The organism is Draconibacterium orientale, from assembly GCF_900111425.1.
GTDB lineage: Bacteria > Bacteroidota > Bacteroidia > Bacteroidales > Prolixibacteraceae > Draconibacterium > Draconibacterium orientale.
On record NZ_FOHT01000048.1, the window covers coordinates 1 to 24,585 of the forward strand.

21 protein-coding genes are annotated in these 24,585 nt (G+C 43.1%); 6 read left to right on the forward strand and 15 right to left on the reverse strand.

The window, feature by feature from the left end; genetic code table 11:
- Nucleotides 1-481: 481 nt before the first annotated feature.
- Nucleotides 482-1,225, forward strand: coding sequence for a hypothetical protein (locus tag BMW53_RS19030; protein WP_038557417.1), 744 nt, complete (start codon nt 482-484; stop codon nt 1,223-1,225).
- 252 nt (nt 1,226-1,477) lie between these two features.
- On the opposite strand, the gene BMW53_RS19035 is transcribed toward BMW53_RS19030, so the two are convergent.
- The 6 genes from BMW53_RS19035 to BMW53_RS19060 all read right to left on the reverse strand — a co-directional run bounded on the left by BMW53_RS19035 (nt 1,478) and on the right by BMW53_RS19060 (nt 7,570).
- Complete coding sequence (locus tag BMW53_RS19035; protein ID WP_038557416.1) at nt 1,478-1,810, reverse strand: GYD domain-containing protein; 333 nt, start codon at nt 1,808-1,810, stop codon at nt 1,478-1,480.
- A gap of 323 nt (nt 1,811-2,133) precedes the next feature.
- Nucleotides 2,134-3,084 carry an HNH endonuclease gene (locus BMW53_RS19040; RefSeq protein ID WP_051567711.1) on the reverse strand — a complete coding sequence of 317 codons (951 nt, stop codon included), beginning with the start codon at nt 3,082-3,084 and terminating at the stop codon, nt 2,134-2,136.
- A gap of 30 nt (nt 3,085-3,114) precedes the next feature.
- A complete protein-coding gene (locus BMW53_RS19045) occupies nt 3,115-5,094 on the reverse strand; it encodes a DUF2075 domain-containing protein (RefSeq protein WP_038557414.1) in 1,980 nt (659 codons plus the stop codon).
- Between the two features lie 57 nt (nt 5,095-5,151).
- Nucleotides 5,152-5,412 carry a hypothetical protein gene (locus BMW53_RS19050; protein ID WP_051567710.1) on the reverse strand — a complete coding sequence of 87 codons (261 nt, stop codon included), beginning with the start codon at nt 5,410-5,412 and terminating at the stop codon, nt 5,152-5,154.
- A 41-nt stretch (nt 5,413-5,453) separates the two neighbouring features.
- On the reverse strand, nt 5,454-5,561 hold the full coding sequence (locus BMW53_RS21350; protein ID WP_256999130.1) for a PDDEXK family nuclease: 108 nt from the start codon (nt 5,559-5,561) through the stop codon (nt 5,454-5,456).
- Nucleotides 5,562-5,767: 206 nt separating this feature from the next.
- Nucleotides 5,768-7,570 carry an alpha-amylase family glycosyl hydrolase gene (locus BMW53_RS19060; RefSeq protein WP_074781127.1) on the reverse strand — a complete coding sequence of 601 codons (1,803 nt, stop codon included), beginning with the start codon at nt 7,568-7,570 and terminating at the stop codon, nt 5,768-5,770.
- A 652-nt stretch (nt 7,571-8,222) separates the two neighbouring features.
- On the opposite strand from BMW53_RS19060, the gene tnpA reads away from it, so the two are divergent.
- Nucleotides 8,223-8,687 carry an IS200/IS605 family transposase gene (gene tnpA, locus BMW53_RS19065; protein WP_038557413.1) on the forward strand — a complete coding sequence of 155 codons (465 nt, stop codon included), beginning with the start codon at nt 8,223-8,225 and terminating at the stop codon, nt 8,685-8,687.
- A 134-nt stretch (nt 8,688-8,821) separates the two neighbouring features.
- Here tnpA and BMW53_RS19070 read toward each other — a convergent pair whose 3' ends face one another.
- On the reverse strand, nt 8,822-10,111 hold the full coding sequence (locus BMW53_RS19070; protein ID WP_038557412.1) for a BamB-related PQQ repeat family beta-propellar protein: 1,290 nt from the start codon (nt 10,109-10,111) through the stop codon (nt 8,822-8,824).
- A gap of 658 nt (nt 10,112-10,769) precedes the next feature.
- Here BMW53_RS19070 and BMW53_RS19075 point away from each other — a divergent pair.
- The gene (locus tag BMW53_RS19075; protein ID WP_038557410.1) at nt 10,770-11,537 is read left to right on the forward strand and encodes a hypothetical protein; all 768 of its coding nucleotides are present in this window, start codon (nt 10,770-10,772) and stop codon (nt 11,535-11,537) included.
- Nucleotides 11,538-11,618: 81 nt separating this feature from the next.
- Here the strand turns inward: BMW53_RS19075 and BMW53_RS19080 are convergent, their stop codons facing one another.
- The 8 genes from BMW53_RS19080 to BMW53_RS19115 all read right to left on the reverse strand — a co-directional run bounded on the left by BMW53_RS19080 (nt 11,619) and on the right by BMW53_RS19115 (nt 21,846).
- Nucleotides 11,619-12,809, reverse strand: coding sequence for a carbohydrate porin (locus tag BMW53_RS19080; protein WP_139178266.1), 1,191 nt, complete (start codon nt 12,807-12,809; stop codon nt 11,619-11,621).
- Nucleotides 12,810-12,896: 87 nt separating this feature from the next.
- On the reverse strand, nt 12,897-13,358 hold the full coding sequence (locus BMW53_RS19085; protein ID WP_038557406.1) for an SRPBCC family protein: 462 nt from the start codon (nt 13,356-13,358) through the stop codon (nt 12,897-12,899).
- A 2-nt stretch (nt 13,359-13,360) separates the two neighbouring features.
- Nucleotides 13,361-13,933: a lipocalin family protein gene (locus tag BMW53_RS19090; protein WP_081804946.1), complete on the reverse strand. Its 573-nt coding sequence runs from the start codon at nt 13,931-13,933 to the stop codon at nt 13,361-13,363.
- Between the two features lie 140 nt (nt 13,934-14,073).
- Nucleotides 14,074-15,090 carry an adenosine deaminase gene (locus BMW53_RS19095; protein WP_038557405.1) on the reverse strand — a complete coding sequence of 339 codons (1,017 nt, stop codon included), beginning with the start codon at nt 15,088-15,090 and terminating at the stop codon, nt 14,074-14,076.
- A gap of 235 nt (nt 15,091-15,325) precedes the next feature.
- Entirely contained in the window at nt 15,326-16,639 is a 1,314-nt protein-coding gene (locus BMW53_RS19100; RefSeq protein ID WP_038557404.1) for a Gfo/Idh/MocA family oxidoreductase, read from the reverse strand.
- 321 nt (nt 16,640-16,960) lie between these two features.
- Nucleotides 16,961-17,956, reverse strand: a complete 996-nt coding sequence (locus BMW53_RS19105) for a sugar phosphate isomerase/epimerase family protein (RefSeq protein WP_038557403.1) — start codon at nt 17,954-17,956, stop codon at nt 16,961-16,963.
- Between the two features lie 82 nt (nt 17,957-18,038).
- Nucleotides 18,039-19,211 carry a Gfo/Idh/MocA family protein gene (locus BMW53_RS19110; RefSeq protein ID WP_038557402.1) on the reverse strand — a complete coding sequence of 391 codons (1,173 nt, stop codon included), beginning with the start codon at nt 19,209-19,211 and terminating at the stop codon, nt 18,039-18,041.
- A 253-nt stretch (nt 19,212-19,464) separates the two neighbouring features.
- Nucleotides 19,465-21,846, reverse strand: coding sequence for a TonB-dependent receptor (locus tag BMW53_RS19115; RefSeq protein ID WP_038557401.1), 2,382 nt, complete (start codon nt 21,844-21,846; stop codon nt 19,465-19,467).
- Between the two features lie 106 nt (nt 21,847-21,952).
- Between BMW53_RS19115 and dtd the strand changes: the two genes are divergently transcribed.
- The 3 genes from dtd (at nt 21,953) to BMW53_RS19130 (ending at nt 24,059) form a co-directional block, all read left to right on the forward strand.
- Nucleotides 21,953-22,408, forward strand: coding sequence for a D-aminoacyl-tRNA deacylase (gene dtd / locus BMW53_RS19120; RefSeq protein ID WP_038557399.1), 456 nt, complete (start codon nt 21,953-21,955; stop codon nt 22,406-22,408).
- A gap of 69 nt (nt 22,409-22,477) precedes the next feature.
- The gene (locus tag BMW53_RS19125; RefSeq protein WP_038557396.1) at nt 22,478-22,819 is read left to right on the forward strand and encodes a nucleotide pyrophosphohydrolase; all 342 of its coding nucleotides are present in this window, start codon (nt 22,478-22,480) and stop codon (nt 22,817-22,819) included.
- Nucleotides 22,820-23,039: 220 nt separating this feature from the next.
- Nucleotides 23,040-24,059, forward strand: coding sequence for a branched-chain amino acid aminotransferase (locus tag BMW53_RS19130; protein ID WP_038557394.1), 1,020 nt, complete (start codon nt 23,040-23,042; stop codon nt 24,057-24,059).
- Nucleotides 24,060-24,585: the final 526 nt, after the last annotated feature.

Sequence of the window (24,585 nt, forward strand, 5' to 3'; positions counted from 1 at the left end):
AACGGTCAAACTGTGCAGGCTTGCTGCTAAGTTCGGTATATCTACTGTCATTACCTCATTATGCCCATTAAAAATGGGTGGACTCTCGCAATGACAAGATTTGAAGTGGAAAGAAGGCAGCGGACAACAATAATAGTAGTCCCGGCAAGATTCTCTCCTGTCCGCTGCTCGATAACCCTAAAATAGGTGTTATTGCGATCCGACGCAGGAGGTGAAGCAATCTTCTGCTACATAACATATTGATAATTAACGCCGTTTTGCATAATTTTATACACGTTAAAAACCAAAATCACGGTTAACCCAGTACCTCTGAAATTACCGTAAAATTTTAACACCTACCGATCACATGCTAAACGGATAGCATGTACACGCCAGTATAGAACGCTGGCGTGCATACGAAAAAGGCCACCTGCGCCGGCAAGCAAACAGGTGGCCCCGAATTAATAATTTTTCAATTAAAAATTTTTTAAAATTAACAAAAATGGCAAACACAGAAGATTACAATGCCAAATTAGCCGAAATTGAGGCTATTCCCAATGAGGAAGTAAAAGATCCCGGTATGCCTGTTGACGTTGCGTTGCAGGAAGCCGAAAACCTGTATCACTGGAGTTTAGATGATACCGAAAAACTGGGTGTGGTTGGAATTCGCCGCACTCAGATTGAAGATCTCCCCGTACGTGCAGGTGCCTGCCGCGAGGCGCAATCCATTTGGAACAAAGATTTCCGGTCGCAGCAGCAAGCGCAGGAGGAATGGGCCGAACAGGCACCTCTGGCTTACGAATTTAAAACTGATTTGCTGGCTTCGATGCGCTTTGCTTACCGTAAAAACGATGCACTACTCAGCCGCGTAAGTGCTATTGCCGATGGCAGCGGACATGCCGATATGATTCAGGATTTGAATGACATTGCTGTTTTAGGCCGCGAAAATCCCGATCCGCTTACAGCCATTAGTTTCGATCTTGCACAATTAGATGAGGCGGCAACATTAGCCGATACACTGGCCGACCTGCTGGCCGAAGCCAACGGCGATAAAGCCGATCCGAACGAATCGAAGATCGTTCGCGACAAGGCCTATTTGCATATGAAAGAGCTGGTAGATGAAATTCGCGAAGCCGGAAAATATGTATTCCGCAAAGATCCGAAACGTTTAAAAGGGTATAGCAGCGATTACTGGCGGAAAATACACCGAAAGCAAAAGAACAACGACGAAGATGCTGACTCATAGCGTCCTGCGCCATTTTGGGGCGCCCTGCAAGCTTGTAGGGCGCCCTGCTTTATTTTACCCCTCCCTGCAGGGGTTTTAGGCTTTCCTGCGCTGCAGGATTACAAAAAAGTAGTGCAGGACGGGTAAAAAGGCTGCAGGATTGAGTAAAAACCACGCAGGACAATAAAAAAGGCCGCAGGAAAGCAAAATCTTTATGCAGGGCGCCTAAATCGGTGATCAGGACAAGGGAATAACAGGACTCTTTTACTCCTTTCAGGGCAGCCAGTCGACACCCGGAGGGCGGTACCTACTTGTTTTTTTAGCCGCTTCGTCGATGTCTTCGGGTTGCATCAGCGGGATACAGGTAACGCTTAGCATACCACTGGCCGATGCCCGTAACGAAAAGGCCGCCATGCTGTTGTTGTCGGGCATATCGAAAATGCCGTAAATATCGTAATCCCCAAAGGCATAATAAACACTTTCCACTCTTCCGCCGAGCGAACCGACCAGTTCATGAATCTCCGAACGCCTGCCCGAGCCTCCCTCGCTGAGTAAGCCCTGTACTCCTTCACCGATGTATTTTCCGCAAACCAGGTACTTTGCCATAGTATTTCGATTTAAGACACTAGAGTCCGTCATGTAAATACAGCCTACGTCACCCCGGTCGAAATGGTTGCAAAGCGGATCGGGGCAAAATAGGAGTAGTTGTTATAAATAAATCTGAGAGTTGCTATAAGCCTTGCAGCGGTGGGTCTTTTGGTAGAATTAAACTTTTATCTCAAAGTATAAGCGAATTCTGATAGAAAAGAATACTTTTGCCCTGCTTTTTAGGGCTTGGCTTCCACCTGCTCTAATTAGTTTAAAACCTTATCATTTATTTGGTAAGGTTTTTTTTATGGGGCGACCTTAAAGTGTATGCCTTAAAACTATTAATAGCCAAACCGCTGACGGTGCTGTTGTAAGCATTTTATTGCGGGGTGAAACCGTGACCCCTGAGGTAGAAAAAGTGTTTGTTTTTCGTATTGCCGGATGCCGGATTTGAGGCTGTAATCTTTTAATTTAGGATGAACTAAAATTTTATACTTATCAGAAATAGTAATCAAACCACGGTCGAAAGCACGGTGAAAAGTAGGAGAAAGCGCTAAACCATTTCGTATTGAATCGTTATAACTTTCTGCAAAAGGCGTAATATGACAGGCATCAAGCAGAGAACGATTTTTTTCATCGGCAACTTTTAAACCTGTTATTGCACATTGATTATCGTAAATCTCCAGAATAGCTTTACGGAAAACGGCACTTCGGGCAGCCACAAATTCATCGCGAACTTCTTTAGGTTGCTCATTAATGGTTTGTTTTACTTTTCGAGCATAGTTTTGTTCTGGATCGTAAAGAATCTGTTGCTTAATTTTTATGGAATACGGCTCTTGTTTTGGGTATTGTGCTACTTTATGAATACCAAAATATCTGTCAAGTATTGCAGCCTTCAACGCCTCACGTTGTATCGGATCGGATAAAGCAATGTACAATTCATCTGAAAGTGTGGCAGCGCAAACGGCTTCCGTTAATGCCCGATAACTTTTTATCGATTTACTTTTTGTTGTAGGAATTTCCCTGCCGGGATATGTAATCAGTTTCCAGAACTGACCTTTTTCGTTTTTGAGATGAAAAAAAGGAAGTGCAAAGGTGGGGACATGAGGTGTTTTAACCAGTAAATTCCAGATGTCGAGAAAGTGTTGCACCAAACTATCGTTAACCTCAATCCAATTCTCAACAATCTCCTCATTTTCGAATGATTCAATTACGGCTAAAAGCAAAATAGGCTTATGAGGCGCTTTGCCGTATTTGGTAACTCCTTGATTTAAGGTAAGCAAATCTGACATTCTATTATAATTGATTTGACAATCTATTATTTAAATAAGTACTTCGAAACCAATCGATTTCAGATACTCGAAAGTATCATCATAAAACTCAGGAAGCCGTGTGTGATCTCCGGCATCACCTTCGGGCACAACAATCACCATTCCTTGACGAGCTCGCGTAAGAAGCACTCGATAGGCATTTTTTAGATATAGCTTTCGATCCGCTTTATTTATATTTTGCCACTTGCTGCCTTTAAAAGATTTGTAATCCCATCCTTCTTCTGTAAATCTAAAATCTCCATCCCATGCTACACATGCCCAATCGAGTTCAAGCCCTTGAACATGAAATTCTGTCGCGACATCTTCTAAATAGTAGGAAGAGCGGATATCGTCTTTCTCATCTAAAAACCAATGCACGGGATCAATCGGCGATTTTACATCGATACAATAAGGTTTTAAACGTTGTGCCTGAGACGAAACGACAATGCCATATCGTTCAGAACCTCGTGCTTTATCTTTTAACCATTGTTTTGCCATTTTAAAGTTTCGTGTTAAAACAATAGGATATTTTTCGCTTAACTCTGCCAATGTCAATTGTGCTCCAATTTTGTCTAAATCCAAAATTTGTTTTACCAACAATGAAACATTCTCGGCACGGAATGAGCGCATAGAAACAGCAAGGTGTAGTGAATCTGAATGTATTACGTTTCTTCGATGTTTTATTTGCTGAAGAATTTGTTCGGCGTTATACTCACTATCCGTCAATTTAGTTGACATGTAAATATTCCAATCAGGAAAAGAACGCTCAAGAGCTTCTATCCATTCAGAAATACCAGCCTCTCCAATATTTATTTCTTGTCCGCCACCAACTAAACAAACTACCACCGCCCAATCAGGGTGTCTGTCGAGACAAGAGATAAGAAATTCGGGTTCTGACTTATTAAAATCTGGAACACCTTTCTTCTGTCGCATAAAATTGGTGGTTTGTTCCATCGTCCAAGCCCGTTGAGCTTCGTCAAACAAGGTAACGTGTTCGATGGGAGGATTGCTGTCGCGTAACCCTTCATCTCTAAAATGATGTACATTTTGAATGAATGCTTGCACTTCACTACGTGCAACTTTTTTAGTTAACCTCTCCCCGTTTGTTTTAGCTCTTTTAACCTTGTCGCGCGCTAAGGCTTCTTGTAATATTTTTACTAAAGGTCCATTACCAGATAGGAATACGCTATATAATTCGCTGTCTTTGTCGAAATGGGTAGTTGCAATATTGAGACCGACCAAAGTTTTTCCTGCCCCGGGCACTCCGGTGACAAAACAAATTGCCTTTTCGGAATTATCCCTCGACTTTTTTATAATCGCTGCAACCTCATCCGAAGTTTGACTCAAATTAATCGCGCTGGCATCACTTCTCGAAATATCTTCAACTGAATGATTCGCGTACAGGGAAGTTGCAGCTTCAATAATTGTTGGTGTTGGTTGATAACGTCCACTTTCCCAATCTTCGATATTAACTTGTGCATGTCCATCGTAAAACTGCAAAGCATGAGCTATGATACTACTCAAACTTTCAGTATTTGATTTAACCGGATCAAAAAGGTTATCGTCTTGTTTCGATGTTGTTAAGAAGAAATCAGATTGTTTGGCTTTAGTCGCTAATAAAACAGGAACTATTACTTTATCGTGACTAGTTTCGTGGAAGTTTTTTAAGTCCAAAGCATAATCCCATACTTGATCGATGGCATATGCTGGATATTCCTTTTCTCCAACTTTAAATTCAACAACGAAAATAATCGATTTGATAATCAGAAGAACATCAATACGTTTACCCATCCTTGGTATAGCATACTCGAAATAAATTGAACCAGTTTGTCCGGCGAGAAGATTCTGCAAATATTCGATTTGAAATTTCCATGCATCCTTTTGGGTTTGTTCAGTGGCAAATTCATTATTATCTGCTAACTCTCCCAAAATTTGAGTATAAGACTTTTGTGAGAACGATATGATGGAATCTGAGTAATAGGCTCGGTTCATTAGCTTATGTTGAAAATATCAACCATAAAACTAATAGAAATGAACATAAAACAAATTCTAACGAGCTATTTTTTTTAATCTCAATTCTATTAATTCACACCACTCATGATCAAGCTTTGGGTTATAAACGGAAAACTGGGGCTTTATTAAACCAAAGTCGTGAGGAACGAAATACAAATCATCAATAAGTTGAGTTCTGAACCACTTCTCAAATTCTTGCAGCGATAAATTATTCGGGTTATCTATTTCTGCTTGTTCATAGAGTTTATAATTCGCAGCATCTCGATAAAGATATTCAATGATAATTCTGTGTTTCATAAACCACAAAACAACGTAAATAAAGTTCTCCTATCAACGGACTATAAGTAACATAGAGCAAACTTCCGCACCAACACCTCGGGCCTGGTGTTTTTGCCCTTAATGCGGCTCATGTTGTACGAGCGGGTTGTTTTGTTGTGAACATCCATTTTTAAGGTTTAGCGATGAACGATGAAGGATTAAAGGAAAAAAAAGCTAGCCGGATGTTGGCCGCCTTAAAAGTAGAGAGTCAGGTTGCCAAAGCCACAACAAGGCAGCGCCCTTAGCCCTTGTTGCCGGGCTGCCGAAATAAAGGATATCAGGGTGCCGGGTGAATCGCTTACTTCCCTTACTGGTTTTTGTCCGCAACGGCAAGCTAAGCTGTCCTTCGGCGCAACGCAATACTGCCGTGTTGAGGCACCGTAACTTTTATCGATTTTCGCTTATCGTGCTTATAAACTGAACAAGCGGCAAGCAGGTCATTCTCATCGGAAGAATAAATAATTTCGAACACATCGGTGGTGCTGTTTAAATGCGCATCGATGGTTACATAAACGGTTTGTGCTGTTTCGATACTACAATTTATTAGCAGTACAATTTCGTCGCTGCTAAACACCCTCGACCAGGCAATTACACCTTGAAAACGTTCTTCGTTATTTTTAGCGGGTATATAAAACCGCTTGCCATCGTTGGAGAGTTCGCGCACAAAAATACGGCCCTGCGTTAGGGTAATATTGTTTTTTCGGAGTGCAATAATTTTTTTCAACTCGCGGTATACAAAATGGTCGGTATCGAAAAAATGTTTCCCCTGACTTCTAAACGCACCAAAGTTGCAGGCAAACATTGCTTCCCGAACCATATTATCGATGTTTCCGCTACCATCGAAGCACTGTTCCGAGCCGTAATAAATACAAGGAATTCCGGGAGTCATTAAATTTAAGAACAAGGCATTAAGCAGCAGTTTTCCGGTGTTTGTATCGCCGCAAAACCTGCTTTTTATTGCCTGCTGGCTCACCATATCGTGATCGTCGAACATGGTAACGATATTATCCTTGTACCAGCGGTATTCGTCTTCACCCAATAGTTCCGAGTTTTTAAAGAGCTTAAAAAACTCCGTTGGGTCGGCATAACCTTTTGCTGTTTCTTCCAGTTTATCGGAAATTTGATTGATCCCCAGAGCAGCATCAAGTCCGGTTTTTTTCAGGGTATCGACGGCGAAGTTTAGTCCACCGGTAATTTCGCCCAGAATATAAAAATTGTTTTTTCCCAGGGTATAGGCAAATTCGTGAATTTCGTTTACAAAAAAGCGGGTAGCTCCGGGTTCGAGGTGTTTCACCGTATCGAGACGGAAGCCGTCGATGTCGGCACAGGCAATCCAGTATTTGTAGCACTGGCACAGTATACGCAGGGCTTCGGAGGGTTGAAAGTTGGTATAATCGCCCTGTCCCAGGTTAATGTTTTTAAGCAAAAGAAAATCGCCTTCGATATATTCGGGGTAGTTATCCCAGTTAATAATGCGGCCTTTTCGGGTAAAGGTATCGTGGTGCATTAGTTCAGTGGGGTAAACACCATCATCGGGGCCAATGGTGCTGAAATCGATATTTTCGGTGGGCAATACCGCCTCGCCTTTGTGGTTGCGAAAACCTTTTACGGGGTAACAAATGTTTTGGTAAATGCGGTCGGTATCGGTATAAGCAAATACATTACCGGCATGATTAAGAATAATATCGAGCAAAATATACATTCCGTTTTTGTGGGCTTCGCGTGTTAGCTCCTGCAGGTCTTCGCGGCTGCCAAAATTCGGATCTATTTCCAGAAAATTCTGGATGCCATAACCGTGGTAGGTTGGTTCGAAAGCTACCTGTTTAAAAACCGGACTTATCCAGATGGCTGTAATACCGAGTTCTTTCAGGTAGTTTAATTTGCTCTTTATGCCTTTCAGGGTTCCTCCATTCCATTTGTCGCTATGGAAAAACCACTTTTCTTTTCGTTTTGGATTGTTCATGGCATTTTCAAAATCCTGCGCGCGATTAAACAAGTTTTCCTTTTTTTCTTTGCCATCTGAAAATCTGTCGGTCATCAGGAAGTAAAGTACCTGGTCTTCCCACGAATCGGGAGAAGCAAAGTACGTTCTGTTTTTTGTAAGCTGATTGAGCTTGATTTCGTTTATACTTTTCATTTGCTTGCCGCTAATTTATAGGTACCCTTCAGTAGTTTTGCAATGTGAATATTAATGAATGAGATGAAATGTTTTATTTATCAGCTAGCATTACGATAAATAGCCACGCATGGTTTTGTTTTAGCGGAAGTTTTCTGTAAAGCACTAAATCCATTGGGGTTTTTGCATCAGCGCTAAAAATTCATAAACCCCTTAGCCCCTTGTTTGCACCTTAAATCCGCATGTTGATTGAAGGTGCAAACGTGGGGTAGAAAGGGTCGTTCTTACCGTCCCAAATGGTCGTTGCGATCCAAAAAGATACAAATCCGCCGGATTTGCTATTGCAATCGTCTCCTAGATTTCCGTCAACTCCACCCAAACCAGCTTCTAGTTGTCGCGGGACATTCGCTTCTCCTGGATATTTTCTATAAACATTTAAATCCGCCGGATTTGAACAAACGGTGAGGTTGTGAGGCTACACAATCGTCGTAAAGAAAACGAAACCCAGATACCGGAGGTATCAGATGCTTATAGAAATTTCCATGGCGAAGAATATACGACTCCGGCCGGAGTCGAACCTTTGTCTTCAAAACATAATTTCCAAACCCATTTTAACCGTTCGGATTTCCCTTGAAAATGATGTATCTTTAATCATCAACTAAAACATACAGTTATGGCCGATACCTATTCTCAAATCTATATCCAGGTGATATTTGCAGTACAAAACCGAACCGCTCTTATACAGCCTCATTGGGAAGAGGAATTAAACAAATACATAACGGGAATTGTGCAGAATAAGGGGCAAAAAATGTTAGCCATTAATGGCACCTCCAATCATATTCATTTTTTAATCGGGATGAAACCGACCTGTTGCCTTTCAGACCTGGTTAGAGAGATAAAAAAATCATCTGATTCGTTTATTAAAGAGAAACAATTTTCGAAATTTCAATTTCGCTGGCAGCAAGGATTTGGAGCATTCTCGTACGGGCAATCTCAATTGAACGATATTATTCGGTACATAGAAAACCAAAAAGAACACCATAGAAAGAAGTCCTTTCAAGAAGAATATCTGGCCTTTTTGAACGCCTTCGACATTGAATTTAAAAATGAATATTTATTCGAATGGTTGGAGGATTGATGCAAGCGGCATCAAATGTTTATAGAAAATATCTTAGGAATAAAGGTGCGACTCCGGCCGGAGTCGAACCTTTGTCTTCTTCCAGGTAGTCTATAAACATTTAAATCCTCCGGATTTGCTATTGCAATCGTCTCCTAGATTTCCGTCAACTCCACACAAACCAGCTTCTCGTTGTCGCGAGCCAGTAGTTTGCCGTTGGCATAGGCCATTGGCGACCAGGCTTGCGACCCTTTCATGGTAAAAAACGAGGCTTTACCCACTTCCTTGTAGCCTTCGGGTGTGGGCTCAATCAGGTGCAGATCGCCGTTTTTACCGTTTTGGTTGATGATCATTCCGTCGATCATAATAATGGCACCCAGCTCGAAACCCGGTGCCGATTTTTTCGGCCAGCAGTTTTCGCCCTGCCAGTTTAAACAGGCCATTTCGTTTACACGGTGGTTGTTGTTCAGGTAAATATGCTGATCGATCACCACCGGAGGATGCATTTTGCAGCCGGCCTCTTCGGTGCGGAAAAGTTCGTTCAGACTGAATGTTTCGTTTGCCTTATTTACTTCCAGCAGAATGGTAACCGGTTCGTACACGTCTTTGTAGGCACAGGAGGTAAGCAGCAAATGTGTATCGTCGACCGCTACCGGTGGCGCAATACAGGCAAAAGAATCGAAGCCTTTGTAACTCCACAGTTCTTTGCCGGTTTGTACTTCGAAAGCCACAACTTCGTCGGTGGTAAATCCGTCGCCTTTAACACACGAGCTGGTCATAATCACCTGCTCCACACCGCCATAATTACCCAATATCGGCGACACGTGAAAACGATAACCTGTTAAGCGGCGGCTTTCCCAAACCACATCGCCACTGTGTTTATTGTAGGCAACCACTCCGGCTTTTTCGCCTTGCGGAGCTACAATTACCAAATCGCCGGTAACAATGGGCGATACCGAAAAGCCCCAGTTGTCGGGTTCGCCACCATAGTCGGCCAGCAGGTTATGCGACCAAACCGGCTGGTGGGTATTTTTGTCGATACAATGAAAGTGCCCGTGCGGCCCAACACACCACACATGGTTATCGTCGACCACCGGCACTGCGCGCGAACCCGGGTAAGGCAGTTCGCCCTCTGCTTTGTAGGTGTAGTTCCATTTTTCGGTTCCGGTTTCCAGGTCGATGCAGCGTAACACATCGCTTTCACCTTTAATACGATCGAGGACAAACACCTCGTTGTTGTATACTGCAGCTCCGCCAAAGCCAGGTCCCAGCGGGAACTCCCAGGCTTTTTCGGGGCCGGTTTCGGGCCACTGGCGCAGTATTCCTGCGTCGGTAATTGTGGCATTTCTGTCGGGGCCATGGTATTGTGGCCAGTTGCTACTTTTTTGCTGCGAACAGCTTACTAAAATAAATGTAAATACGGCTAGAATTAGTCGATTGTTCATAATGAGATTGTAAAATGGTTTTTCTCAAAAATAACAAAAAAGAAGTTGGAGAGACAGAGCCTGAGGTTAATGGCTTGTTAAGCAACCGATCAGCCCCTCGGTTGTAAAGAGGGAAATGAGAAAGATTGCTTTAGTCTGCGGCGTTGTATACCCCCACTATTCCAGTCATTGACAGCGCAGCAAAGCAAATTGCTTGTATTAAAACAGATTGTTTCAGTCTCCGTCAGCTGACGGATCCTTCGCAAAGACTCGCAGTTTAAACGTGATTTGCCGCGGACGACAACAATCGTAGTCCCGGCACGATGGTCTCCGTCCGCGGTGCTGTATACCCAACTATGCCGGTCATTGCGAGCGTAGCGAAGCAAACTAACTGTAATAAGACATTGCTAGAAACATAGTTTGCTTCGGTAGCAAGCTCCCTCGCAATGACAAGATTCGAAGTGAAAAGAAAGCCGCGGACGACAACAATTGTAGTCCCGGCACGATGGTCTCCGTCCGCGGCCCAGTACACCCCACCACACCGGTCATTGCGATCCGTCGACTGACGGAGAAGCAATCTAAGTCCTATCTAAGAACGGAGATTTTATACTCTAAAACACATTGATAACCAATTCAATCTGATTTCGTAAAGAGAAGAGTAATTCAAAAAATTAACCAAATGAAAACAACAGGAATTATTATTTTTATCTTCCTCTTTATGGGAATGGTATCGCTACAAGCGCAGGAAACACCTGCCATGCCCGAGAATTTTTTAGTTATTGAAGAGTTTGTACAACCGGCCGATTTACCTGAGTTTAAAAAAGTACAACAAGAGGCGATCGACCTCTGGAAAAAGTTAAACTTCGATTTGCCGGTATTTGCCTACTCAACCGATGTTAGTTCGTTCTACTGGGTAGTGCCCTTCGAGAATTTTGCCGCCCTGGACCAGATGTTTGCAAAAATGGACGAGTTTTCTAAAAAAGTGAAAGAAGAAGGTTACGATGCCGATGCCAAATTCCGTGACCTTTCTACCGTCCGCCAAACGATTATCCACTGGAATAAAGACCTGTCGTACCATACCGCCGATTATGCCGGTCAAACAAGAGATAACAGGTATTGCGAATGGACCTTTTTCTATTTAAAAGCCGGCCACGATAAAGAAATGGCAGAGGCTGTGAAAAAATACATTGAATTTAGCGAGAACGTAGAGGAAAACTGGGGTTGGGATCTGTATACCGTTTCCATGGGCTACGATTCGCCATGCTGGATCGTTATGGATCGTTCAGAAAGTCCTTTGTCGATGCGCAAACTGGAAGCATCACTTCAGGAGAATTATTCGGAAAAACTAAACGAGTTATGGGGAAATATACAACCACACCTCCGCAAAATGGAAGTGGTAACGGGTTGGTTCCAGCCCAAGTGGTCGTTGAATTTTGAACAAGAATAAGTTGCTGTTAATCCTCCACCAAAGTAATAAAATAAAGGCCGGGGCTGCATCTACTATGAAAATACAGCCCCGGCCTTTCAGCTAATAGCTCAAATTAATTCGCAAACCGGCCAGGAAATGCTCATCTTCACCGACTTGTGTGGTTTTTAGCCACTGCAAATGAGGTGAAATAAACACCCACTGATTAAGCTGCGTGCTAAAATAGAATTCGGCCAGTTGCTCGGGATGCTCGTAAGCTGTAGTTTCGGTTTCGGCATAAGCTAATCCCACTTTTAGCTCACGATTCAGTACAAATTGCCGGAAACCAATACCGCCGCTCCACGCATTTTTTATACCCAACCATTCGGCCAGTTCGTTACTGTTGGCACCATAACGCCCAAAAATGGTAAAATGGTTGGCAATCAGCTGATCGAAAGAAATACCAAATCCGCGACTGTCGCCAGCCAGCGGCTGTTCATGGGCAAATACCCGGAGATTGGCTTCCCAACCACTTTCAGGTAATAGTTTAATTCCCGTTTCCAGCAGCTTCAGGTGGTTTTTCATCAGGTTCTCCTCCTGCGGATTGGCCATAAAGTGCCCGTACTGAACATAAAAGCGGTTTACAAAAGTGGTACGAAAACGAATCCCCGGGCTGTTAACACCCACCGGCAAAACCGGGTTATTCACAAACACGCCGCTGATAAATTGCGAGGTTTCGTCGTTGGCATGCAGGTTATTATCGAAATAGTTGGTAAGATCCAGCTTTCCAAAGGTTACCGTAAAAATATCCTTCAACATTTTAAACTCTGTCCAGGCCTCCAAAACGGTGAGGTTCTCGCCCTTTCCGTCGCCCCCGCCGGCATCGGCATTCAACACCGAAACATTTGGGATCAATAAATCAGGTCCACCGCCTCCTCCGGCTTCCAGGTCGAAAAACAACAGCGCCGATGGCCCAAAACTTACAAAAGCAAAAATATCAAACGAGCCAACCCCCTTCCAAATGGTTTCATTTTCAAGCGGTGCCTGCAACGACGCTGTTGCCACTCCACTAAACTGCAGTTTGCCGGGTTCTTCCAGAATGGATTTTAACAGTGCATCTACCTGCTGCCTCCGCGAACGCTTAATCTCCGGGATTTGGTCGAGGTCGCTTTCCTGAAACAAGCCCAAAAACTGATTGACTAAAGTGCTATCAGTGCTTGTAGTATCCTGTTGTACAAATGCCGCATCGGTAGCCAACGGTGTTATAAAAAGCGGAAAAATCAAAAAGATAAGCATGTAATATTTCGGCATCATCAAATCGTTTTCTGATGAATAATTTAAGGAATTATTGGCGGAGTGCAAAACGAAATATTTCTGGATGCTTCCTGATACTTACACCCACTATCCCGGAAAGATCTCCTCAAAAGCCTTGGTACGGTAATCAAAAATCTCCTCCAGTTTTCGGCGGATGATCAGGGTGTTTGCTATTCGCCCCAGGAAACCCAGCGGCGGACTGTAACTCACAATATCTTTCATTAACACACCATTCTCCACCGCCTCGATGTGATGCTCGTGGTGCCAAAGCTGATACGGCCCTACGCGCTGCTCATCAACAAAATATTTTTGCGGCACCACATGTGTTATTTCGGTTACCCAGGTGGTAGGAATTGCCAACAATGGTCGCACCGTGTAGGCAATTATCATTCCTTCGTATGCCGCATCGGGCAAATCAGGCGTACGAATATCAAAACCCATGTAATTGGGTGTAATACGTTTCAGGTTTTGCGGTCTGGAAATAAAATCCCACACCTCGCTTATCGTACTGTTAATAAGCTGTTCGCGTTTAAACTGATAGAATGCCATTGCTAACTGTTTTCTTTTTGTTTCACTTTTATCAATGCTGAAGTATCGTACCCCCGATCTGTAATCCGCTTGAGCAAATCGTTATAAATTTCGGGAGACATTTGTGGTGAGCGGCTTAATATCCAGAGGTATTTATCGGAACTGCTGCCAATTACTGCCCACTGGTAATCCTTGTCCAGTTCCAACACGTAATAATCGCCATAAAATATCCAGAAAAAGGAGACCTTTAGTTTGGCCGGTTCATTTTCCGGATCAGGAATTTTTGCTTTCCCGATCGCTTCAGAATATTCACCGTCGAGGGTGTTTTTATAACCGCTGTTTACCACCCTTATTTTTCCATCGTCGCGCAAAGAATAATTGGCTTTTACACCCACCATTCCCTGCTCAAAACGATGATCGTAACGCGCAATTTCGTACCACGTTCCCAGGTATTTTTGCAGATCCAATTCCTTAACTACACTGTTATCTATCATATGCTTTTGCCCTGAACAGCCCGTAAATAAACCACTAATGATAAAGCTAAGCAGAATTAGTGAAAAAGACCAGCTGTGTTGAACTATTGTTTTTTTATGCATTTCATTTTGTTTAACCATATATCCAAAAACACTAAACAAAGTGTTTGGTTCAACTTACCCGTACAAATAATCAGTTTTTATGTTTATACTTGTTCTTTATGAAAAAATGGCTGTTGTTCGGCAAAGCGAGGCTGATAGCCTTAAAGTAAGGGCTGCAAAGCAAGCTCCCTGAACCACTTTTGTTTCTCCTCATCCGAGAGGAAACTGGCTTTAAACGAATTGACTGCCAGCGTTACGATATCATCGTTAGTTAAATCAAGTGCCTCGGTAACCGATTGGAAATTGGCGTTCATGTAACCACCAAAATAGGCAGGATCGTCGGAATTTATGGTAGCAACAATGTTGTGATCCAGTAGCTTTTTCAACGGATGATCTGCCATATCATTCACCACTTTCAGCTTAAGATTCGACAACGGACAAACTGTTAACGGCATTTCAATACGCGCCAGTTTATCAAGTAATTCTGCATCGTCGATGGAGCGCACTCCATGGTCGATACGGGCAACTTTCAGTAGTTCGATGGCATCCCAAACGTTTTGTGCCGGTCCTTCTTCGCCGGCATGAGCTACGGTTAAAAAACCTTCGGTACGCACCATTTCAAACACCTTTTTAAACTTGGCCGGTGGATGGCCTTTTTCGCTTGAATCGAGACCATATGCCGTAAATAACTCGCCATACTGCAACGATTCTTTAAAGGTTTTAATGGCATCCTCCTCGCTCAGGTGACGCAAAAAATTTGGAATAAGCCGGTAAGTTATGCCCCATTCATTGCGGGCATCGATACAAGCCTGCAAAATGCCGTTAATTACATTTTTAAACGGAACGCCACGCTGGGTATGTGTTTGCGGATCGAAAAAGATTTCGGTGTGAACCACTTTTTCTTCGTGACACTTCTTCAGATAGGCCATAGTGAGGTCGTAAAAATCCTGCTCGTAAAGCAGAACGTAGGCTCCGGCATAATAAAGATCCAAAAATTCCTGAAGGTTATTGAATTGATAGGCTGCCCGCAAATCATCAACCGACTTGTATTTTAACCGAATGTCGTTTCGTTCGGCAATGGTAAACATCAGTTCCGGTTCAAAAGTACCTTCAATGTGCACATGCAATTCGGCTTTGGGAATCGAATTTATCAACTCAACTTGTTCTCTGTTGCTCATACTTTAATCTTTATTTCAAAGATAAGAATAGAGATTACTATTTTACAAATGAAGATATGTTATTCCACAAAGCTTCTCAAAGAAAACACAGAGAACCACCGAGACAATAATTGCCGTTGTGAAACTTTGTGAATTCTCCGTGTAACTCTGTGTAACAGGTTAAAGGCTGTTTAAGGCAAAAAAAAAAGCAGACCCCAAACGAGTCTGCTTTTTCAAAATATCTGGTATTGTCTTTCTATACTTTTGGCAACTCCCATGGTGCGCGGTAGGTTGGCACCAATAGTTCGTTGGCCGAATCGTTACCGATAAATTTGCTGTTCTCGGCATCCCAGTACAGGCGCTGACCGGTTTTTAAAGCCAGGTTACCCAAATGAGCCACACGAGCGGTATTGGCAGCAATACCAACGTTACAGTTCGTATTCTGATCGCCTTTCTTAATGTGCTCGATAAAGTTAGCCATGTGGTTGTTCAATCCCTGTCCGTCGCCTTTTTTCAATTCTACGCGATCCATTTTTGGATTTCTGCCACCTTCCGGAATAACTTCCCAGCCATTGCGGTCAACCACCAAAGTTCCGTTGTTACCAACAAAACCTACACCATGGCTGCGGCCGTAGTAACCACCGTCGATTCCCAAACCATGATCCCAAAGTAAGGTATAATCGTCGAATTCGTATAAAGCCTGCATACTGTCGGGAGTTTCGCAAGCATCATCAGGATAGGCAAACTTGCCTCCCATTGCCATAATCGATTTAGGCGCTTTGGCTTTCATTCCGAATAAACCGTAGTCGATGATGTGCACGCCCCAGTCGGTCATCAGGCCACCGGCATAATCCCAAAACCAGCGGAAATTAAAATGAAAACGGTTGGGGTTAAACGGACGGGCTTTTGCGGGTCCTAACCACATATCGTAGTCAACTCCTTCCGGAACCGGTCCGTCGGGCATTACCGGAATCGATTTCATCCAGCCCTGGTACGACCAGCAACGCACCGTACGAATTTTTCCCAGCGCGCCGGTGTAAACAAAATCAACCGCATCTTTCCAGTGCTTGTCGCTACGCTGCCACTGCCCTACCTGGGCAATTGTTCCGTAGCGTTTCCACGCACGTTCCATGATGTTGATCTCTTCGATGTAGTTCGCCAGTGGTTTTTCACAGTAAATGTGTTTTCCTTCCTGCGCAGCATAAACAAAGGGCAAACAGTGCCAGTGGTCGGGCGTACCAATAATGATCACATCAATACCGGGTTCTTCCAGCAATTTTCTGAAATCCTTAAATCCCTTTGGTTTGGTTCCCTGAATCTTTTCAACGTCTGCAATACGTTGATTCAAAACGTTTTCATCTACATCGCAAATGGCAGCACACTCGGTGTTTTTCTGGCCAAGAAAGGCTTGTAAGTCGGCAAATCCCATTCCTTTTGCGCCAATCAATCCACAAACCAGTTTATCGTTTGCTCCCGAGCACGATTCCATGGCTAAAGGCATACCCGACGCAATCCCTACGCCAGCTGTTGCCATTGCTGATGTTTTAATAAAGTCTCTTCTATTAGTCATTTTTTATTTAGTTGGTATTGAAAATAAATCTTAGTTCATTTGTAAGTAGCTCAAGAAGATCTTCTCTCACGTAAACAACTTCAAATTTGTAGAATAATTTTAAGTTATCCATTTTTAATGCCGGTTTTTTAGCTTTTAACGCTTACTGTTAATGTATTTTACAACAGATTTTTAGGATATCAGGCTTAAAACTCCACCTTTTTCATTAAACATTCGCTTAAAACAGGCTGATTATTCAAATTCCAGCTTGTTACTTTTTCGGTATGGTTCCATATAAAGAAAGCCGGAAACAAATTGTTTCCGACCTAAGTTATCATCATTTTATTCTTTTTGCATGGCATCATCAAACGCTACATCCGACGGTGCAAAATCAATCCTTTTAACAAATTCGCAGGACTCTGCAGCCCCGGCTTCACGGTTCATTCCGCTGTCTTCCCACTCTACGGAAAGCGGCCCGGTGTAACCAATATCGTTTAATCCGCGAATTATATTTTCGAAATTTATTTTACCGCGTCCCACACTCCGGAAATTCCAGTAACGGCGGTTGTCGCCAAATTCCATGTGGCCGCCAAAAACACCAACTCCGGTTGGCACATCGCTCCAGTACACATCTTTCATGTGCACACGGAAAATACGATCGGCAAACTCGTAAATAAAGCGCACATAATCAACATGCTGATAGCCAAAATGGCTGGGATCGTAGTTAAAGCCAAACGCCGGATGATAATCCAGGGCTTTAAGAGTGAGGTGTGCGGTGTGAATATCAAAAGCTATTTCGGTAGGATGTGCTTCCAGTGCGAATTTTACCCCAAGGCTTTGGTATTCATCAAGAATCGGTTTCCAGCGTCGCGCAAATTCGGCATAACCTTCTTCAATCATTTCGGGCGGAACCGCCGGAAACGAATACAACAGGTGCCAAATCGGGCTTCCGGTAAATCCAGCTACAGTATCTACTCCAAGGCGCTTGGCCACTTCGGCTGTTTTTACCATTTCTTCGGCAGCCCGCTGACGTACGCCTTCCGGATCGCCATCGGCCCAAACATGCGGACTGGCAATGCTTTTATGCCGCCGATCGATAGGATCGCAAACACACTGGCCATCCAAATGTGTGGAGATCGTATTCAATTCCAGATCGTATTTATTGAGTAATTCTTTTCTGCTGTCACAGTATGCCTGATCGGCTTTTGCAACTTCCATGTGATCGCCCCAGGTACAGAGCTCGAGTCCGTCGTAACCAAATTGTTTGGCTTTCTGGCACATGGTTTCAATGGGAAGATCGGCCCATTGTCCGGTAAAAATTGATACTGGTCTGGCCATTATTGTTGTAGTTTTAAGTTTAGATTTTCGTAGTTATTTTTTGAGCAGGTGACTCTGATTCACCTGCTCAATCGTTTTAAAATTAATCGATGGTTTCGCCAAATTTTACCCATTTCACCTCGTCGTTGTAACCGGCACTAACTACCGTATCGATAAACTGCATTCCTCGAATACCGTCGTCAACACCCGGAAAATCGAGCATTTCAGGTGTTGGTTCTTCGCCGTTGGCTTTTGCACGAACAGTAAGTGCAAAATTGCGGTAGATATTGGCAAAGGCTTCCAGGTAACCTTCGGGGTGACCACCGGGTGTGCGTGTGTTATAGGCCGCGATGCCTGTATCCATACTGGTTCCCACACGCATTTTTTGTATTGGCTGATCGGGCCATTTCAGGGTTAAGGTATTGGGTTCCATTTGTTCCCAATCGAGGCCACCTTTCTCGCCATAAACGCGAATACGTATTGAATTCTCTTCTCCAACGGCAATTTGAGTGGCAGTTAATACACCATGTGCTCCGTTGTTAAAACGCAGGAATGCAGCACCATCGTCGTCTAAAAGGCGGTTGGGTACAAAAACATTTAAGTCGGCGCAAACTTCGGTAACTTTTAATCCCGTAATGTACTCAGCCAGGTGATGTACATGCGTTCCAATATCGCCCATACAGCCGGCTTTCCCCGATTTTTTGGGGTCGGTACGCCAACTTGCCTGCACATTTCCGGCATCTTCTACTTTCGATGAAAGCCAGCCTTGCGGATATTCGACCAATATTTTACGGATTTTTCCGAAACGACCTTCGGCCACCATTTGTTTCGCCTGTTTTACCGCCGGGTAGCCCGAATACGTGTGTGTCAGAGCGAAAGTTAAGCCGGTTTCATCGAGTTTTTCTTTTAGTTTCAATGCCTCGTCGAGTGTAAAGGTCATTGGCTTATCCAGTACCACATGAAATCCGTTTTCGAGCGCCATTATAGCCGGTGCAAAATGCACAAAATTGGGTGTTACTATCGAAACAAAATCCATTCGTTCGCCCTCCGGAAGTTTGGCTTCTTTTTCAAACATTTCCTGGTAGGTTTCATAAACTCTGTGGTCTGGTAAATAGTATAATTTCCCCGATTGTTTTGATATTTCAGGGTTCACACTAAAACAGCCGCAAACCAGTTCAATTTGATTATCCATTAAAGCTGCCAGGCGGTGTATTGCTCCAATAAATGCGTCGGTTCCGCCACCAACCATTCCCATACGAAGTTTTCGATTCATCATGATTTATTTAGTTTATATTGATTCAGTATGCGTTTATAAAATTAAGAACTCTTTTTAAGGAAACAAAAGTAACCAGCACTTCTTTCTGTTCTATTCTGTTTTGTGCCCTGGTTAACCGATTTTGCTCCATGCAAACAAAAGCTGCCCTAAGGAAATTCCATAGTTACGCACTTCGTTAGTATAAGGATTAGTAAAAACGGTTTTATACCTATTCGTATTGATTTATTTTATACGAATCAACCGCTTTGCTGTTTTAAAATTCAACAATAATTCCGATGGTTGGCAACACCGTACCCGATGTGTTTTTAATTTCATTCAGCACATAACGGTTACCATTATCCGTAAGAATAAAATTACCGGCGGCATCTTCGGCCCTCACGATAATATCGTTTTGCTGTGCCTGAAAATTGTAGAAGTTCTGAATGTCGATATAAAATTTGGCAGTGAGTTTTTCGAAATAATAGGATTTATCTACACGGATATCGAGCTGATGAAAAGGGTCGAAACGTTCGGCATTCAAGCGGCTGTAATCGGCATATGGACCGCCCTGCAGGTTCCAGGCTTCTACCAGCGACGATTTTTCGATATCCCACGGAGTGTATGGCAAACCACCCACAAATCGCCAGCGTGCACCTATGCGCCAGTTGCGTTTCAGGTCTTTTGTGGTGGTGACAGTAAGCAGATGTTTTGCATCCCAACTTGATGGGATATACGAACCTTCTCCGTCATTAAATTCGCTGCGCACCAAGGTGTACGACAGGTTGAAATTAAATCCGTCAGTAGCGTTAATACGTGCCTGAAACTCGGCTCCGTAGGCTCTTCCCTCTGAAGTTGAAGTTACTTCTTCGTCGCCAATCACACCATAATCGGCTCCTAAATTTGCCAGGCTTACCTGATCGTTCACCGAAAACGGATACTGGGAATAACCTTTCCAAAATGCCTCGGCCGATAACTGTACGGTAGGTTTTGGTCGATACTCCAAACCGCCGATAAAATGATTTACCGCAATGTATTTCAGGTTATTGTTTTTGTTTACAAAAACATCGTTCTCCTTGTATCCCAGCGAAGTATAAGCCGGCAACTGGTAATAACGTCCGGTGTTAAAATTCAGGCTCCACCGTTCGGTTAACGAATACGATGCTGAAAAGCGCGGCGAAAACTGATCCAACAAATTCTTCATGCCCGACGAGTAATTATTTGCATCGGCGCGCACGCCCACCGACAATGCCAAACGTTCGCTAAAAACCGATTTGCTCAACTGTGCGAACAAACCATATTTTACCAGGTTAAGATCGGTATTGTAACTCACATTAACCGGTTGATTGTTGTAAAACCGGCGGAATTGTGAGCTGTTTTTGTAGCTCACAAAATCAAGGTTGGCACCAAAATTCAGTTTAAAACCATCCATCCGCGAAGTGTTCTCGAAACGAAACTTGTTTTCGGCCTCCTGCGAATCGTAATCCAGAATTTTGTTCGCCTCCGAACTCTCGTCGTTATCGAGGTATTTGTAGGCGCTATTATTTAAATAACTGCGGCTCGCCACAAACGTTTGGTAGCTGTTGTCGCGGTAGTGTTTATAAACCGCACCCAGGGTGTAAGTTTGTTGTTTGTAAACCGGAATCTCGCTTAAAATGTACTTTTGCTCTTCGTCGGGGTCATCAATATTGTCGTTCAGTTCAGAAATATCGTTGGCCGCCAGCCCCGTCAGTATTAATTCATTTTTTTTATTGAAACGGGTACGTATTTTAAACTGCGTATCGGTAAATTCGGGTAAAAAGGGCAGCTCGAGCACACTAAACAACAGCTGCAGGTACGATTTGCGCACTGAAAAAACAAAGTTGGTTTTTTCACCCAAAGGTCCGTCGAGCGTAGCGGCCACTTCCGATGCACCAAGTGTTCCGTGAAAATTCAGTTTCTCTTCGTTTCCATCAATCTGGTAAAACTCCATTACTCCGCTCAAGGCATTTCCGCGATTGGCCGGAAAAGCGCCCGAGAAATAATTTACTTCGCGGATAAAATCGGCATTTAAAATACCCACCGGCCCTCCGGAAGCGCCTTGTGTGGCAAAATGATTGATAAACGGCACCTCAACACCATCGAGGTAAAAACGACTTTCCGACGGACCACCGCCACGAATGATAATATCATTTCGGAAAGCCGGCGTTGACTGCACACCGGGGAAGGATTGAATGATTTTTGAAATATCGCGGTTGGCGCCGGGGCTTTTTTCAATTTCGCCAATGCCAATGCTACGCAACGAAACCGGGCTTTCAATAGTTTTTCGGAAAGGAGAAGCCGTAACTGTAACTTCATCCAGTTTCGATACCGATTTTTGCAACAATATTTCAACAAAAGCAGTGCTCGAATTATTGACCTCAACCTCTGAAGAAACAGCTTTTTTGTACCCAACAAAACTAGCCTCAATCCGGATAAAACCCGGTGTCAGGTTTCTAAACTCGAAATGGCCTGCCTCGTCAGTTACCGTTCCCACCGAAGTTCCCGAAACCAGCACATTAACAAAAGGTAAGGGCTCGTTACTAACGGCATCTACAACTTTTCCGGTTACTGCAGCGTTTTGTGCAATTAGGCAAACCGGCAATCCGAATAAAAGAAAAATTAATCCGAGTCTTATCATTGGTTTTGTTTAATATTTATGTCAAAATTCCAAACAAAACTAACTAATAAAAGTTGAGAAAGGTTTATTGTTTTTATAAATTAGCCATCGAAAAATTGAAAAGCAGATGCGTGTTGTCATTCAAAAAGTAAAGGAAGCTTCGGTAACGGTTGAAGGCGAAAAAATATCGGCCATAAAAAATGGACTGCTGATTTTGGTTGGCATCGAAAACGAAGACACACAAGAAGACATTGATTACCTGGTAAAAAAGTCGATTCAGTTGCGAATTTTCGACGACGAAAACGGTGTGATGAACCGCTCTGTAACCGACGTTGATGGTGATATTATTGTGGTGAGCCAGTTTACACTGCAAGCGAACACCAAAAAAGGTAACCGCCCATCGTACATCCGGGCTGCCAAACCTGATATTTCCATCCCGAAGTACGAAAAATTTGTTGCTGCCATGGAAACCGCTCTCGGTAAAAACGTGGGAACCGGAAAATTTGGTGCCATGATGGATGTGGCGCTGATTAACGATGGTCCGGTAACCATTATTATCGATTCGAAACAGAAGGAGTTTTGAGAGACGAGACTGTGAGAATTTGAGACTGTGAGAATTTGAGAGTTTTCCCTGAAAATTAAAAGATTTAAGATGAAAAACGAACTAACAATACCCGAAGCCCAAAAACAGGTTGACGAGTGGATAAAAACCGTGGGTGTACGCTATTTCAGCGAATTAACAAACATGGCCGTACTTACCGAAGAAGTGGGTGAACTGGCGCGCATTATTGCCCGGAGATACGGCGACCAGTCGTTTAAAAAGTCGGATGAAGAATATAACCTTGCCGATGAAATGGCTGATGTACTTTGGGTATTGATCTGCCTGGCCAATCAAACCGGTGTTGATTTGAACGAAGCGTTTCAGAAAAACATGGAGAAAAAAACCAAACGCGACAGTGACCGGCATAAAAACAACGAAAAACTTCAATATTAAAGATTCAATATCATCCTTTTTACAATCCAACAAAAATTAAACACTCGTTCTGTTAATCCGTCATTTTGCTCAAATATTAAGCAGCTATAAAACATTTATCACGAGTAAGTTTCCTTGACATATATCGTATCACGAATAAATAAAATTTCTTTATTTTGTTTTTTGAAAGGCATACAGCAGCTTTTCGGTTTTAAAAATTCCAAAACATTAATTGTAAGAAATGGAAAATCTCGATTGGCAAAAACTAGGGTTTGGATACCGTGACACAGACTATAACGTTCGTTGCTACTATCGCAACGGCAAGTGGGGCGAATTGGAAATCAGTTCATCAAGCAGCATCAACATTCACATGTCGGCAACGGCATTGCACTATGGGCAGGAAGCTTTTGAAGGGCTAAAAGCCTTTAAAGGAAAAGATGGCAAAGTCCGCGTTTTCCGCATGGACGAAAATGCCAAACGTATGCAGAATTCTGCCGACGGTATTCTGATGCAGAAACTTCCGGTTGAGAAATTTCAGGAGGCTGTTCGAATGGCTGTAAAAATGAATGAGCGCTTTATTCCGCCATACGAATCGGGTGCTGCATTGTACATTCGTCCGCTGTTAATCGGTACCGGGCCACAAATTGGTGTGGCTCCGGCCGAAGAGTACCTGTTTGTGGTATTTGTAATGCCTGTTGGTCCTTATTTCCCTGAAGGATTTAAACCTACCAACCTGGTAATTTACCGCGAATTCGACCGCGCTGCCCCGCAGGGAACCGGAAAATATAAAGTTGGCGGAAACTATGCTGCCAGCATGTACGAAGGAAAAAAAGCCAAGAAAAACGGTTTCTCGGCTGTGCTTTACCTCGACAGTAAAGAGAAAAAATACATCGACGAATGTGGACCCGCCAACTTCTTTGGCATAAAAAACAATACTTACATTACGCCGGAATCGGATTCGATTCTTCCGTCAATTACCAACAAAAGCCTAATTGTTTTGGCCGAAGAAATGGGATTGAATGTTGAGCGCCGTAAAGTGCCTTACGAAGAACTGGCCGGGTTTGACGAAGTTGGAGCCTGCGGAACTGCTGCAGTAATTTCGCCCATTAAAGGTATTTACGACAACGACAACGACAAGTGGTTTAAGTATGGCAACCAGGAAGAAGCCGGTGAATGGTCAACAAAACTGTACAATAAACTGCGCGCTATTCAGTATGGCGACGAGCCCGACACACATGGTTGGGTGAAGATAATTGAGTAAAAGTATTTTGAAAAGTACATATGAAACCGTTTCTTTTTGAAGGAACGGTTTTTTTATGTTCTAAATCGATAAGGTTAATAAGGTTATTTACTATTTGTGATTCCCGGCTACTAAGGTTTATTCTTTTAAAATAAGGTTCTTATAGAGCACATAAAAGTTGAAAGATTATAAAACCGGCTAATCCTTACGTTGCAAATAAGAAATCTTATTCATCAACCACAACCTTAGTAGAAATCCTTCCAGCCTCCTACCCAAACCTTATTAACCTTATTTTTATAGCGCCACTAAGGTTTATTCTCTTAAAATGTGGTTTTTCCGAGTACATTCAAATTCAAAGATTAGACCCTGTTAATTCTCACGTTGCAAATAAGAAACCTTATTCTTCAAGCTCAACCTTAGTAGAACTTTTTTGAAGGAGCGGTTTTTTTTATATTCTAAACGGATAAGGTTAATAAGGTTATTTACTATTTGTGATTCCCGGCTACTAAGGTTTATTCTTTTAAAAGAAGATTTTTACGGAGTACAT